The sequence below is a fragment of the Arthrobacter sp. D5-1 genome (assembly GCF_017357425.1).
GTDB lineage: Bacteria > Actinomycetota > Actinomycetes > Actinomycetales > Micrococcaceae > Arthrobacter.
This window is the reverse complement of the sequence record NZ_CP014571.1, coordinates 1,326,040-1,339,827: the sequence shown is the minus strand read 5'-3', so window position 1 is coordinate 1,339,827 and position 13,788 is coordinate 1,326,040. Positions and strand designations below refer to the sequence as shown.

The following is a 13,788-nucleotide window of genomic DNA, read 5'->3' as shown; positions in this document are numbered from 1 at the left end:
CAGAAGAGCTACTTCTTATCCGCGTATGCTTTGTACGCCTTGTTCGCCAACTCCACGTATTTCGTCTGGCCCTTGCTGTCGAGTTCCTTCACGTAGGCGTCGAACTCGGCCAGAGCACGCTGACCGGTGATGAACTTGAGGGTGTTCTGCTTGACGTGGTCCTTGAGCGGGGTGAGTGCAAGGGTCGCCTGCTCCCGGTCCACGTCGTTGAACGGTACAGGAGGGGGCACGGGGCGCGGCTTCTTGGACTTCATGGCTTTCTGGAACGCCAGTTCCTCGTCGTTGAACGTGGACTGCAGCAGTTCCGTGGCCCCACCGTAGGCGAAGTTGCCGCCGGAGAATCCGTACTCCACCCGGAGGTCCTTGGTGCCGGCGGGATTGAGGCCTTGGAAGTTAATGTCGGATGCGAGTTGGCGCTTGCCGCCGGACTTGGTGAAGGTGGTTCCTTCCACGCCCCATTTGCTGAACTCCTGACCGGCGTCGCTGTAAAACAACCAGTCGATGTACTGGATGAGCGCCACGAAGCTGTCTTTGTCCTTCACGGACGAGTTCAGCATGATGCCGTTCTCCAACCGGGTTCCGCCGATGACGTCTCCGGCCGGGCCACCCGGAACCGTGATCTTGCCGATCTCGAAGTTGCCCTTGCCCAAGGACTGCTCCATGGAGGTGCGGTAGGTGATGACGTTCTGCGAGTTGGCACTGATGACGAACGACTTGCCGGAGACAAACTTCTGGATGGCAGAGTCGTCGGTCTGGGTGAAGCTTTCAGGGTCCATCAGGCCTTCGGACACCAGGGAGTTGAAGTACGTCACCAGGTCTTTGAACTTATCCGAACCAGCAGCGAAGCCGAACTCCTTTTTGTCTTCGTCGAACTGCAGGCCGTCCACCAGTCCCCAGCCGGCCACGGTCCCGAAGGCTGCACTTGCGATGTTCAGGACACTGTCACCCTTGAACCGGTCAGAGTAGGGCACCACGTCCGGGTAGGCCTTCTTCAGCGAACGCAGCACGTCACGGAATTCGTCCCAGGTAGTGGGCTCGGAGAGGCCTTCCTTCTTCAGTACATCCTTGCGGAAGCACAGGGAGTAGTCGGGCCAGAGTTCCTCATGCAAACCGGGCAGGACGTAATACTTGCCGTCTTCCTGGGTCAGTCCTTCAATCTCGGGCTCGAGCTTCCACTTCTTCACCTTCTCCTGGAAATGCGGCATCAGGTCCACGTAGTCGCTGACGGGCAGGACGGCACCGGCGGAAACGAACGCTGCTTCCTGTCCTGGATAGGTCTTGGCGATGATCTCCGGCGCGCTGCCAGAGCTGATGAGGAGGCTGCGTTTCTGTTCATAATCGCTGTTGGGCACGATGGTCGGTTCCAAGGTGACATTGTTGTCGCTGGCCATTTTGGTAAACAGCAGCCAGTCCTTCTTGTACGGGTAGGTGGGCTGATCGGAGAACAGGAAGGTGAACGTCAACGGCACCGTCGCCTTGAAGGTATCACCGACATTGAAGCTGTCCATCGCGCCGTTGCGGGACTTGGACGTATCCACCTTTTCGGTGGTTTCGGCGTCGCAACTGGTCAGCATGAGTCCGATGGTGGCAACAGAGGCGAGTCCAAGAAAATCGCGCCTGCGGAATTCTGGTCGGCGGAGCTCAGGTTTGTGGATCATTGGATGTCCTTTCATAAGGGTTATTCCTTGACGGAACCGAGCATGACGCCCGAGAAGAAGTACTTCTGCACGAAGGGGTAGACGCAAAGGATCGGGATGACGGTCAGGACGATGGTGACCGATTGGATGTTGGCGGCGATCTGGCCGACGTTCTCCGCTGTTCCGCCGGCTGAGCCCGCTGTGGTGACTCCGGCGATCATGTTGCGCAGGTAGATGGTGACCGGGAAGAGGTCCGGGTTGTCGAGGTAGAGGAAGGCCTGGAACCAGGAGTTCCAGTTGGCTACGGCGTAGAACAGGATCATGGTGGCCACGATTGCCTTGCTGAGCGGCAGGACCACCCGGAACAGCACCCCGTACTGGGTGAGCCCGTCAATCGATGCCGCTTCCTCCAGTTCGCGGGGCATGTTCTCGAAGAAGGACTTCATGATGAGCAGGTTGAACACGCTGATGGCGTTGGGCAGCACCACGGCCCAGATGGAGTCCCGCATGCCCAGGGAACTGATGAGCACGTAGTTGGGAATCAGACCGCCGTTGAAGAACATGGTGAACACGGCAAGGCCTATGAAGACGCTGCGTCCTTTAAGGTCCTTCTTGGCGATGGCGTAGGCGAACGACGTGGTGAGCACCATGGAGATTGCCGTTGCCACCACCGTGTACAGCACGGTGTTGCCGTAGTTGTTCCAGAAGGTGGAATCGGCCAGTATCAGCTTGTACGTCTCGGTGTTGAAGCCCATCGGGAACAGGTTGACCTGTCCGGCGTTGATGAACCCTTCGCTGGAGAACGACTGGGCAATGATGTTCAGGAACGGGTACACCGTCAGGAACACCACCAGCAGCAGGAACACCAGGTTGAACGCCCGGAAGATCCGCATGGCGCGTGAGACTTTCATGTCCTTCACCAGGACGCCTTGGGCGGCGCCGCCCTTGATGGCAGTAGCTGTCTTGTTCACCACAGGCTCGTTCCTGCGAGGCGCTTTGAGATCGCGTTCGCTGAGAGGATCAGCGTGAGGCCGATGACGGATTCGAACATTCCGATGGCGGCCGCGTAGCTGAAGTTGCTGGATTCCAGGCCCACCCGGTACAGGTAGGTGGAGATGACGTCTGAGGTTGCGTAGTTGAGCGGGTTGTAGATGAGCAGGATCTTCTCGAAACCCACCGCCATGAAGGTGCCGATGTTCAGGATCAACAGGGTGATGATGGTTGGCCTGATGGCTGGGAGAGTCACGTGCCAGGTCTGCTGCCAACGGTTGGCGCCGTCGATCCGGGCCGCCTCATAGAGCGATTCGTCCACGCGCGTCAGCGCTGCAAGATAGAGGATGGCGCCCCAGCCCATGGTCTGCCAGACCTCGGAGCTGATGTACATGGGCCTGAACCAGCCCGGGTCCTGCGTGAAATTCACGGTGGTTCCGAACAACGACTCCGCTATTTGGTTCACGGTGCCGGTCATGGAGAAGTTCTGCAGGATCATGCCGGCGATGATCACCACGGACATGAAGTGCGGCAGGTAGGCCACGGTTTGGACGAACTTCTTGAACTTCTGCGACCTCAACTCGTTGAGCATGAGCGCGAAGATGATGGGCATCGGGAAGCAAAACACCAGGGTCAGGACGCCAAGGATGATGGTGTTCTGGAAGGCCTGCCAGAAGCTGGGATCGTTGATGAACAGGGTGATGTATTTGAACCCCACCCACTTCTCGCCGAAGATGCTGCCTCCGGGCTGGAACTGACGGAAAGCGATCACATTGCCGGCCATGGGCAGGTATCTGAAAATCAGGAGATACAGCAGGGGCAGCGCCAGCAGTGTGTACAAACGCCAGTCGCGTTTGAGCGCCAGCTTCCAGCTTCCGGGCTTGTTGCGCCGCTTCTTCGCTGAGCCGGGTTCGGGGCCCGCGACGGCCTTGGGTGGAACATCCAGTCGCAAAGCCATCAGTCCGCCTCCCGTCCGGCAGCTTCGTCCGGAATTTCGTCCAGAATCAGGACTCCGTTGGCTGGGAGCTCAACCAGCCCGCTCACCGCGCGTCCGCTGAGGCGGTCCGTGCCGCCGTCGAGCACGTCTACGCTGGACGGCGCATCGTTGTGGTTGAGCACCATGAGGAAGCTTTTGTTGGTGCCGTCCGCGACAGTGGAAGCACGACGGCGGACCTGGACTCCTGCAGGCGCCTTCAGTTCCGGCTCCACACCGGCCGCGCGAAGTTGGTCCTCCAGGAGCTGGTTCAGTAAGTCCTCGTCAACGCGTGCCGACACGTACAGTGCAGTGCCAAGGCCGAACGAGTTGCTGGTGACGGCCGGAGCACCGGCAAGGCGGCCCGAGGAGTAGCTGGCCAGGACCTCCGCAGCTTCGGCGTGCAGATGCTCAGTCCAGTAGCTCGCGGAGGAGGTGCCGCCGTCGGGCGTTGAGAGCTTTACGTGCTCGTCCGCGCCGGCGAGCGGGTGCATTTCCTCGCTCCATGCCCCCAGGACCTTCCTCAACGCGCCCGGGTAGCCGCCCAGCCGTATGGTGTTGTCCTGGTCTACGATGCCCGAAAGGTAGGAGACCACCAGCCTTCCACCGTCGGCCACGTAGTTTTCGAAGCGGGCTGCCGCGTCGTCCGTCAGAAGGTACGAAGCCGGCATGATCACCAGGCTGTACCCGGAGAGGTCGCTGTTGGCGTTGACGAAATCCACGGTGACGTTGGCCTCGAACAGGGGGAGGTAGAACCGTTGGACCTCCTGCGCGTAGTTCAGGTCCGACCTCGGAGAGTTGCCGAGTTCCAATGCCCACCAGCAGTCCCAATCGAAAACGATGGCCACTTTGGCTGTGGATCGCGTTCCCGTCAGGTCGCCCAACGCCTTGAGCTCCTGGCCGAGCTCGCACACTTCCCGGAAGATCCGGGTGTTGGGGCCGGCATGGTTCACCATGGCCGAGTGATAGCGCTCGGTTCCGCCCTTGGCCTGCCGCCACTGGAAGAACAAGATGGAATCAGCGCCCTGCGCTATGGCCTGGTACGAGCCGAGGCGCATCTTGCCCGGAAGCTTGGAGACGTTGACGGACCATTGGCTGACCGCGCCGGTGGCTTGCTCCATCACCATCCACGGCTGGCCGTGACGGAGTGAGCGCATGAGGTCGAAGTTCAGCGCTGCCGCAATGTGGGCGTCGTCTTCGCGGGGATCCGGGTAGATGTCCAGGGCCGCAGCGTCTTCCTCAGCGGCCCAGGCCCAGTAGTCGTTGGTCTTGTAGAAGCGCATGAAGTTGGTGAGGATCGGCAGGTCCGGGCTGTGACGGCGAAGGACATCACGCTCGGCCTTGAAGTGTTCCAGCATGCTGTCCGAGGTGAAGCGATGGAAGTCCAAGCGGCGTGACGGGTTGGACCAGGTGCGGGGTTGGGCAGGGACGCCGACTTGGTTCCAGTCAGAGTAGAGCTGGCCCCACACCGTGGTGCTCCAGGCCTGGTTGAGCTCATCCAGGGACGAGTACTTTCGCTGCAGCCATTCCCGGAACGCCTTCTCAGCCCACGGACCATAGGACACAGGTCCGTATTCATTGCCGACGTGCCACATCCGCAGCGCAGGATGGCCGGCGTAGCGCTCCCCCATCTTTTCTGCGAGGGCCAGTGACTTGGCGCGGTACACGGGGTGGGAAACATCGAAGTGCTGCCTGGAACCGAAGCCAAAAATGCTGCCGTCGGGGCGCTCCGGCATGATGTCCGGGTGCTGCTCCACCAGCCAGGCCGGCGGCACAGCGTCCGGGGTTGCCAGGTCCACGCCGATGCCGTGCGAGTGCATCAGGTCCATGACGTCATCCAGCCAGCCAAAGTCGAAGATGCCGTCGCTGGTTTCCAGCCGGCTCCAGGAGAAGACCGCCAAGGTCACCAGGTTTACCCCGGCCTGCTGCATGAGTTTGGCGTCCTCGAGCCACACTTCCTGTGGCCATTGCTCGGGGTTGTAATCCCCGCCGTAGGCTATGCCGCCTATTCGTTGGTGCAGTTGCTGGAGCCGCGCCTCGGCAGTCCGCAATTCCTCAGGGTGGATGGTCATCGTTGTCCTTCACTCGGCTTCGTCGCCCCACATCACTGTGCGACGCACATCACAGAGAGAAACTATCGTAAAGTTTACGCAATAACAACAGGTCAGTATCGGAAACTCGCGAGTAACAACGCCCTCTGAAAATAGCCCAACGACGCCTGATTTCCAGAGTTTCGGAACAGCTGTTGCCAGGCGCAGCGGGCGAAATCGAGTAATGAAGCGAGCAAGTTTCCGAGGCTGAATGGAAACTATCGGACCATCTTTGCGGAGACCTGAGAGGTGGCTCGTTCTCAACGGGAGCGCGGGAAAGCCGCGGGATCGCCGGAAAGGAACGGCGGTTTCGCAGCGCACCCACGATCTCGGCGCCCCGCCCCGGTCCACGATCTCGGCGCCCCACCCCCAGCGGCCCTGGAAACCGTTGACAGGTGACCATATGGTCACCTATTCTGACGCCATGGACATCGTGTTCAAGGCCTTGGCAGACCCCACCCGCAGGGAATTGCTGGACGAACTCTTCCGCGAGGATGGCCAGTCCGCCTCCGCCTTGGGAGCCCGGTTCGAGATGACTCGTTTCGGCATCGCAAAGCACCTCAAGCTGCTGGAAGATGCGGGATTGGTGGTCACCCGCCGTCGGGGACGCGAAAAGCTGCACTTCCTGAACCCGGTACCCATCCGCCTCATCCACGATCGTTGGGTGAGTAAATACGCAGAACCATGGGCCGCTGCCCTCAGCGACCTCAAATCCAGATTGGAAAGTCCCATGGAAAAGATCTTCGAGATTTACATCAAGACCACTCCCGAACGGCTCTGGGAAGCCATCACCGACAGCGACATCCGCAGCAAGTACCAGTTCGGAAACACCTTCACATCGGACTGGACGCCCGGAAGCCGCTTCGAGATGCACAACGTCAACGCTGACGCACCACTCGGCGAGGGCGAGAACATCGAAGTCGATCCTCCGCGCCGGCTCGTCCAAACCATGCGTGCACTCTGGGGCGAGGACGTGAAGGCCGAGGGAACCTCGCGGATCACCTGGGAAATTGAACCCGTCGGCGACTCCTGCCACCTGACCGTCACGCACGATCAACTCCGCGAAGGCGCCAACGACCAACTTTACGGAGGCTGGCCCATGATCCTCTCCGGCCTCAAGACGTGGTTGGAAACCGGCGAAAAGCTCACCACACCCGGCTCGCTCATGTACACGTAGGCGGCTTAAACGAGGACGACGACGGCGGGCCGCTGCCGCCGTCGTCGATACCCCAGTCTCCCGCCTGTCAGGCGACGGGCACTGCCTCCTGCTCTTCAGGGAGCCAGGCCCCCTGCAGAGTTCCAAGCAGGTGCGGTGCGAAGTCCTCGCCAATTTCCATCACTACCCGGCAGCGTGCCCCGCGCTGCTCCGGGAAGCCCGCGTACTGTCCCCGGAGATCGCACACCGTCTGGCCGCGACCGGGCCCGTCAGTGGTGTCCACCTGGACACGAACGGTGGGAGCCAGCGTCAGCTCCACTCCCCTGACGGCGATGGCCGCGGCAAGGGGATCGTGCATCGCCGAGCATGCCCGGCCGAAGATGTCGACGTAGAAGCCAAAGTAGTAGCCCAGCATTTCTCCCAGCGCCTGCGAGACCGGGTGCTCGGTGGCCAGCAACTCCTGGCGGTGCTTTTCCTCCAGGACGTTGGTCATGGTGACATCCAGGGGTACCAGGGTGACGTTCCAGTCGGCGGCCAGCACCTCGGCAGCGGCTTCGGGGTCGTTGGCGATGTTGGCCTCGGCCACCGGCGTAATATTCCCGGGGGCCAGTGCTGCGCCGCCCATGATGGTGACCTCGGCAATGAGCTCCGGAAGCTTGGGTTCCAGGCGCAGCGCCTCGGCAATGTTGGTCAGCGGGCCGATGGCCACCAAGCGCAGCTCCCCGGCGTACTGGTGTGCCAACTGCACCAACAGTTCGGCGGCCGTTGCGTCCACCGGTTCGCGGTCAGACTGGACCAGGTCCACTCCGCCGATGCCGTTGTCGCCGTGGACATGTGGGGCACCGCCGTGGAACGTACCCACCTGTGGATCGTGCGCACCGACAGCCACCGGAATGTCCGGGTGGCCGGCCAGGTTCAGCAGGTCCAGGGTGTTCCGGGCGCCGCCTGCTGCACTGACGTTGCCACTGACCGTGCCGATTCCTACCAGTTCCGCCCGCGGGGCGGCCAGGAGGTAGGCGAGGGCGAGGGCGTCGTCGATGCCGGTATCGCAGTCAAGGAAGAAGGGTGCGGACTGGGTCATGATGGTCTCTCGTTTCAGGATGGAGCGGGTCGTGGGGCGGGCGGGGTGAAGTTCTGGTCTGTGGCACGCCCAGCCAGGTGCCGGCCTCGTGCGTTAGATTTTTTCGCCCTTGGGTGCCGCGATGAAGAGGCTGACGATGAAGGCAAGTGCTGTGATGGACACCGAAATCCAGAGGGCTGTGGAGTATCCGGCGGCAGTTCCCTGACCTGCGAAGGGGGCAACAATCACGACGCCGAGGCTCGCGCCGATGCCGAAGGAGGCACCGTTGATGCCCGGCAAGGCGGCCGGTGCTTCCTTGGGAGAGAGCAGCACGGACAAGCCGTTGATGGCCGTGAGGAAGAAGCCGTTGTAGAAGATGCCCAGGGCTGCGATGGCGATGAGGACCGCGATCTGGTGGTGGGCGAACAGTGCTGCGACGATCGCGCAGGCGAGGCTGGTTGCCGTGCCGACGCGGACGGTCTTGATCCAACCGCGGCGGTCGGCGATCCATCCGGCCAGGGGTGCGGCGAACACGCCGATGAGTGCCGCAGGGGTGAGGAACAGCAGGGCGGCGACCGAGGCGGACAGACCGAAGCCGTTCTCCTTGTCCTGGCTGAGCAGCACCACAGTGAAGTTGATGATGGCGAAGATGCCCGCGAGCGTCAGCACGGTGGTGGCAATGACGGGCCAGACCTGGCGTGAACGGAGGTGGTGTACTGCAACCAGCGGAGTTTCGCGCTTCTTTTCGATGAGCCAGAACGCCGCAAAGGAAGCGATGCTGCCGGCCAACAGGCCGAGGGCGGCAGGCGAGGTCCAGCCGGCTGAAGAACCGGTGGAGACAAAGTAGGTGATAAAGACCAGGAACACGGACAACGAGCCTGCACCCCACCAGTCCATCCGGCCCGGAGCCGCCGCGGACTTGCCGCCGGGGACCACTTTGATGACGCAGACGACGGCGATCGCGGCCAAAACCAGGACGGCGACAAAAATCGACTGGAAGCCAAGGGTCTCGGCCATGAGTCCGCCGAAGTAGCCATCCACGCCACCAACGCCGCCATTGATGGCCGCGATGATGCCGATGGAAGTGCCGAAGAGCCGCGCCGGCAGGTACTCATTGAGGACGATGTAGGACAGCGCAAAGATGGCACTGGAGACACCCTGCATGAAGCGGCCCGTGACCAGCAGGGGCAGGGTGGGCGCGAAAATACACAGGACCGTTCCGGCGCCCATGATCGCCAGCACCAGCAGGAGGGCATTGCGGCGGCCGATGAAGTCGCTCCATCGCCCGATGACCGGACCGGCAATGGCGCCCGCCAGGAAGAACATCGACTGGACCTGCGCAACGGCTTCGGGTGTTTCGCCGAAGAAGGAGCCGATGTGCGGGAGCGCCGGGGTGATCATGCTGGCGTTGAGCTGGAAGGCCAGCACTGCCAGGACCAGCGTGGTGATCAGCAGCGCGGCGGCTTTTCCGTGGAAGCGGCCTTCGTCCGCGGCTGCTGGTGTCTGCGTTGATGCCGGGGCCTGCGGGTCTGCAGGCTGCTGGCCAGTGGCGGTGGGGATGTTCACATCAAACTCCTTTGTCCGAGGGCGCGGGGCGGCGCCACGAGATGTGAGTTGTTATACAAGCATGTATTACGAGCTTGTGCAACCTGTCACAGTCATCCGGTACAGTGTCGGTAACCCATCTCAAGTGAGGCACCCTTGACCGACAACGCCGTCCAATTCCTGTCACGCCCCATCGCTGCCCAGCCAGGTCAGCCATTGCGCGTCGCGGCCTACTCCCGCATCGCTGAGGCCATCCGCACCAAGATCCTGCCGCCTGGTTCGCTGCTCCCCACGGAGACCGAGCTGGGCACCATGATGGACGTCAGCCGCACCGTGATCCGGGAAGCGCTGATGTTGCTCGAAGAAGACGGCCTCACCCGGGCTCGGCGCGGCGTCGGCCGCTTCGTAGCGGATTCGCTTCCCCGTATCGGCATCGAACACATACGCCCGTTTGACCAACTCCTTGGCGGACCCGACCAGGACATCCAGGTCAAACGGGTCGCGGCGATCAAGCAGCCGGCGTCGGAATTCGTGGCTCCCGGCATCGGCGTGCAGCCTGATGAAGACGTGTGGTTCTGGGAAAGCGTGCTCATCCGCAACGGTGAGCCTGTTGCCCACCTCCAGGAAAACGTGGCCCAAGGGATCCCCGAAGCCCAGGCCCTGGCCGAAGCGGCAGAAGCTCCCACCCTTTCCGCGTCCACGCTGCTCGAAGTCCTCAGCGGACTTCCTGGGGTTTCCCTCGGACCCGGCGAATGTGAAATCAGCCTCAGCACCGCAGGTCCCAGCCGTGCAAAGCTGCTGGGCCTCCGCCCGTCCGACCCCGTACTGGTCCTGACCCAGTACGTGCGCCGGAACGGCAACGCCTTCTACCTCGCCAAATGCCTGGTGGCTGCCAAGGCCGGCCACCTCTCCGTCATCCAGTCCTCCTGAAATTACCCGTAAAGGACCTTCCATGAGCACGTCCCCTCAGTTTGCCGCGCCCTCATCCCTGACCGTGGTGGGCAGCATCAACCTCGACATCACGGCCACCGCCGACAGGCTCCCCTCACCGGGTGAAACCGTCGGCGGCGGCATCCTCCGCCAGCAGCCCGGAGGCAAGGGCGCCAACCAGGCCGTTGCGGCGGCCCGGCTCGCGGGTACTTCCCGCATGGTGGGGGCAGTGGGCCAGGACGACGCGGGACTCAGCCTCATCAGCGCGATGGCGGGTGCCGGCGTCGATGTCCGGGACATTGCCCGCGTGGATGCCGCCACGGGAACAGCGCTGGTGCTGGTGGACAGCGAGGGCGAGAACCAGATTGTGGTCTGCCCCGGCGCCAACGGCTCCGTGGCCTTGAACGGTGTCTCCTTCGGTGACGACGAGGCCCTGCTCTGCCAGCTCGAAGTGGACCAGGACCTGGTGTTGGAGGCCGCCCGCCGAGCAAACGGATTCTTCGCCCTGAACGCGGCCCCGGCCGCACCGATCCTTCCCGAACTCCTGGAACGCTGCGACCTGGTGATCGTGAACGAGACAGAGTATGAACTGATTCCGGCCCTTCGAAATGCCCCGCTGGTTGCCGTCACTTACGGGGGCGACGGCTCAGCCATCTTTGTCGATGGAGAACGAGTGGCCGAGGCCCCGGCCGTACGTGTCACGGACATTGCCAACACCATTGGAGCCGGGGATGCTTTCTGCGCCGCTTTGGTCCTGGCACTCCAGTCCGGCCTTGAGTACGGTCACGCACTGGCCGTGGCGAACGCCGTCGGCGCGGATGCAGTCCGGGATGCTTCATCCCAGCCGGCGCTGAAGCCTTTGGAGCATTACATCGAAGCGACCCGGGCAGCCCTCCACGCAGGTTCGGCCACCAAATAATCAGTCTTAGTCGGTGATCCTGAAGTCCTCGAAATCCCTGGTGGCCTCCGAGACTTCGAAGTCCACGTTCTCCACCCGGCCCGGCGCCCGTGTTGAATGCAGCCACGTCACCATGCTGTCAACGTCTGCCGCTGACCCCTCTGCAACCAACTGCACGGATCCGTCATGGTTGTTTCGGACCGTTCCCGTCAGCATGAGTTCTTCAGCTTTCCTGGCAGTCCAATAGCGAAAACCCACACCCTGGACAACGCCGGTGATGCGGGCTGTGAGGCGAACGGTTTCGTCAGTCATGGACCCACCTTAACGAATCCCGCCCTTGTTCGGCCCCTACCGTTCAACGGGTCATGGGACGAACAAGGGCGGGATCCAGCCAGGAAATACTCAGCCGATCACAATGTCCCGCGTCGCGTGGCTGTACGTGATGGTGACGGGGCCGCCGTCGTGGTTCAACTCGTGGTTGGCGCCATCGCGGGCGCCGAACGCACCATAGTTCTCGTCCCACGAGCGGTTGAGCGCGATCTTGTACGTGTAGAAGCCGGCAGGCAGTTCAGCCGTGATGGTCCACACCTGGACCAGCGGGTTGAACTCCATCTGGGCTTCGTCGTACTGCGGCGCCCAATCCTCGGGCGCACCGAGGATCTTGTTGAAGTCACCGGCAATCGCGACGGCCTCGGGCTGCGGCACGGTTTCGACGGCGGTGGCCGCCGCTGCCTTGGCCGGCGCCTTCCGCGTGGACCTCTTCGCGGCAGGCGCTGCCTTGGCTGTCGCAGCCTTGGCTTTCGGCGCAGAAACCTTGGCAGCGGCAACCTTCGGCTCGGCGACCTCAGCAGCCGCCGCCTTGGGCTCGGTGGTCTTTTTTGCAGCGGCCCGCTTGCTGGCAGCTGCCTTCCTGGCCGGAGCCTTTACCGGCGGGGCCGTCGGAACCGGAACATCGGCTGGTACCGGAGTTCCGGCGTCGAGCGCTGCCGCAAAAGCGGCGACATCAGGGAACGCCACCGTCGCACGCAGGCCGTCCTCCGGGATGGTCCAGCCGGAACGGCCCTTGACCAGCCAGCCGGCCTTGACCAGCTTGGCCGATGCCGAGGTAAGGGTCTTGTGGCCGCGGGGGATGCCGCCACTGAGGAGTTCAGCCTCGTGGTCATTGAAAGGTACGCGGACGATCGCTTCGGCCAGGACCTCGCCGGCGTTGAGGGTTGTCTCGGACCACACGCTTTCAGCGAGGATGTCCAGTACGGCCTTCAGACGAAGGTTGGTGTTCTCGGCGGTGTTCGCGCCCATGCTTCTCCTTCAACGGGTGAATACTTTCTTGCAGTTTGCCAATGAATTGTTAATTCCCGCGACTGCAGAAGGTAAACACCGTGTGTCGTGACCGAGTGTGACATTGCGGACGCCGCAAGTGATCCACGGGTATCGGCTGACTGGGTTTATGGGCCGTTTAAGCGTGGGGTACCGATGCCTTGACCCATTCGGTGACCTCGTCCAGCAGCACCGATTTCCGGGCGTCACTGGCGAACGAAGAACGGATGGAGTTGGCCGCCAACGTGGCCTGCTCCGGTACGGAGAACTCCAGGACCTTGGCCAGCTGCTCAAAGTTGTCGTCCACATAACCACCGAAATAGGCGGGGTCGTCGGAGTTCACGCAAACGTTCAGGCCGATGGCGAGCATTTCGGGCAAAGGGTGGTCCTCCAGCTTGTCCACTGCCCGCAGCCGGACGTTGGAGAGGGGGCACACTGTCAGGGGCACCTGCTCAGCCACCAACCGCTGCACAACGTCCGTGTCTTCCATGCAGCGGATGCCGTGATCGATCCGCTCGACGTGGAGCACATCCAAAGCCTCAGTGATATAGCTGGCCGGGCCTTCCTCGCCCGCGTGGGCGATCCTGCGCAGCCCGGCCTCGCCGGCGCGCTGGTACAGGCGCTCAAATTTCGACGGCGGATTGCCCACCTCTGCGGAGTCCAGGCCGATGCCGGCAATCGGAGCCTTCATGGCCAGGAGCTGGTCCAACACTTCGAGGGCGGAGTCCTCGGACATGTCCCGCAGGAAAGCGGCGATGAGGAGTGTGGAGACACCAAAGTCTTCTTCGGAGGTGGCCAGGGCATTGGCCACACCATTGACGCAGGTTTCCAATGCCACACCCCGGGAGACGTGGGCTTGGGGGTCCATCATGATTTCCGCGTGGCGCACTCCCCCGGCGGCTGCCCGCTTCAGGTAGGCACGCGTCATGTCAGTAAAGTCCTGCTCGGTTTGCAGGACGGCCATGTTGGCGTAGTAGAGGTCCAGGAAGGACTGAAGATCCGTGAACTCGTACTTCTCTCGGAGTTCCTCGATGTCTTGGTACGGCAGCTCGATGCCGTTTCGTTCGGCCAGGGCAAAGATCAACTCTGGCTGGAGTGTCCCTTCGATGTGCAGGTGCAGTTCGGCAACCGGGGGCGCCGTGGTGACAGTTTTCTCGTCAAAAGTTTCCACCCTGCAACTCTAGGCCCCAAC

Annotated in this window: 12 protein-coding genes; 3 read left to right on the top strand and 9 right to left on the bottom strand. The window is 62.4% G+C overall.

Annotation, left to right across the window (positions count from 1 at the left end; all coding sequences use genetic code 11):
• Window positions 1-8: 8 nt before the first annotated feature.
• From AYX22_RS06215 to AYX22_RS06200, 4 genes are read right to left on the bottom strand one after another with little or no spacing between them, the layout of a single operon-like run.
• Window positions 9-1,658 (bottom strand): extracellular solute-binding protein, encoded by a 1,650-nt coding sequence (locus AYX22_RS06215; protein WP_242703544.1) that lies wholly within the window; start codon window positions 1,656-1,658, stop codon window positions 9-11.
• A 20-nt stretch (window positions 1,659-1,678) separates the two neighbouring features.
• Entirely contained in the window at window positions 1,679-2,548 is an 870-nt protein-coding gene (locus tag AYX22_RS06210) for a carbohydrate ABC transporter permease (RefSeq protein ID WP_089597228.1), read from the bottom strand.
• Window positions 2,549-2,604: 56 nt separating this feature from the next.
• Window positions 2,605-3,585, bottom strand: a complete 981-nt coding sequence (locus AYX22_RS06205; RefSeq protein WP_207596660.1) for an ABC transporter permease subunit — start codon at window positions 3,583-3,585, stop codon at window positions 2,605-2,607.
• Window positions 3,585-5,672, bottom strand: coding sequence for a beta-galactosidase (locus tag AYX22_RS06200; protein WP_207596659.1), 2,088 nt, complete (start codon window positions 5,670-5,672; stop codon window positions 3,585-3,587). The genes AYX22_RS06205 and AYX22_RS06200 overlap by 1 nt, the downstream gene beginning before the upstream one ends.
• Window positions 5,673-6,114: 442 nt before the next feature.
• Between AYX22_RS06200 and AYX22_RS06195 the strand changes: the two genes are divergently transcribed.
• The gene (locus AYX22_RS06195; RefSeq protein ID WP_207597496.1) at window positions 6,115-6,867 is read left to right on the top strand and encodes a metalloregulator ArsR/SmtB family transcription factor; all 753 of its coding nucleotides are present in this window, start codon (window positions 6,115-6,117) and stop codon (window positions 6,865-6,867) included.
• A gap of 67 nt (window positions 6,868-6,934) precedes the next feature.
• On the opposite strand, the gene AYX22_RS06190 is transcribed toward AYX22_RS06195, so the two are convergent.
• The gene (locus tag AYX22_RS06190) at window positions 6,935-7,927 is read right to left on the bottom strand and encodes a nucleoside hydrolase (RefSeq protein WP_207596658.1); all 993 of its coding nucleotides are present in this window, start codon (window positions 7,925-7,927) and stop codon (window positions 6,935-6,937) included.
• A 93-nt stretch (window positions 7,928-8,020) separates the two neighbouring features.
• Window positions 8,021-9,472, bottom strand: coding sequence for an MFS transporter (locus tag AYX22_RS06185; protein WP_207596657.1), 1,452 nt, complete (start codon window positions 9,470-9,472; stop codon window positions 8,021-8,023).
• Between the two features lie 135 nt (window positions 9,473-9,607).
• On the opposite strand from AYX22_RS06185, the gene AYX22_RS06180 reads away from it, so the two are divergent.
• Complete coding sequence (locus tag AYX22_RS06180) at window positions 9,608-10,381, top strand: GntR family transcriptional regulator (protein WP_207596656.1); 774 nt, start codon at window positions 9,608-9,610, stop codon at window positions 10,379-10,381.
• A gap of 22 nt (window positions 10,382-10,403) precedes the next feature.
• Window positions 10,404-11,300, top strand: coding sequence for a ribokinase (locus AYX22_RS06175; protein ID WP_207596655.1), 897 nt, complete (start codon window positions 10,404-10,406; stop codon window positions 11,298-11,300).
• Window positions 11,301-11,306: 6 nt separating this feature from the next.
• Here AYX22_RS06175 and AYX22_RS06170 read toward each other — a convergent pair whose 3' ends face one another.
• The 3 genes from AYX22_RS06170 to AYX22_RS06160 all read right to left on the bottom strand — a co-directional run bounded on the left by AYX22_RS06170 (window position 11,307) and on the right by AYX22_RS06160 (window position 13,767).
• Window positions 11,307-11,591 (bottom strand): acylphosphatase, encoded by a 285-nt coding sequence (locus AYX22_RS06170; RefSeq protein ID WP_207596654.1) that lies wholly within the window; start codon window positions 11,589-11,591, stop codon window positions 11,307-11,309.
• A gap of 90 nt (window positions 11,592-11,681) precedes the next feature.
• On the bottom strand, window positions 11,682-12,578 hold the full coding sequence (locus tag AYX22_RS06165) for a glycosidase (protein WP_207596653.1): 897 nt from the start codon (window positions 12,576-12,578) through the stop codon (window positions 11,682-11,684).
• 157 nt (window positions 12,579-12,735) lie between these two features.
• Window positions 12,736-13,767, bottom strand: coding sequence for an adenosine deaminase (locus AYX22_RS06160; RefSeq protein ID WP_207596652.1), 1,032 nt, complete (start codon window positions 13,765-13,767; stop codon window positions 12,736-12,738).
• Window positions 13,768-13,788: the final 21 nt, after the last annotated feature.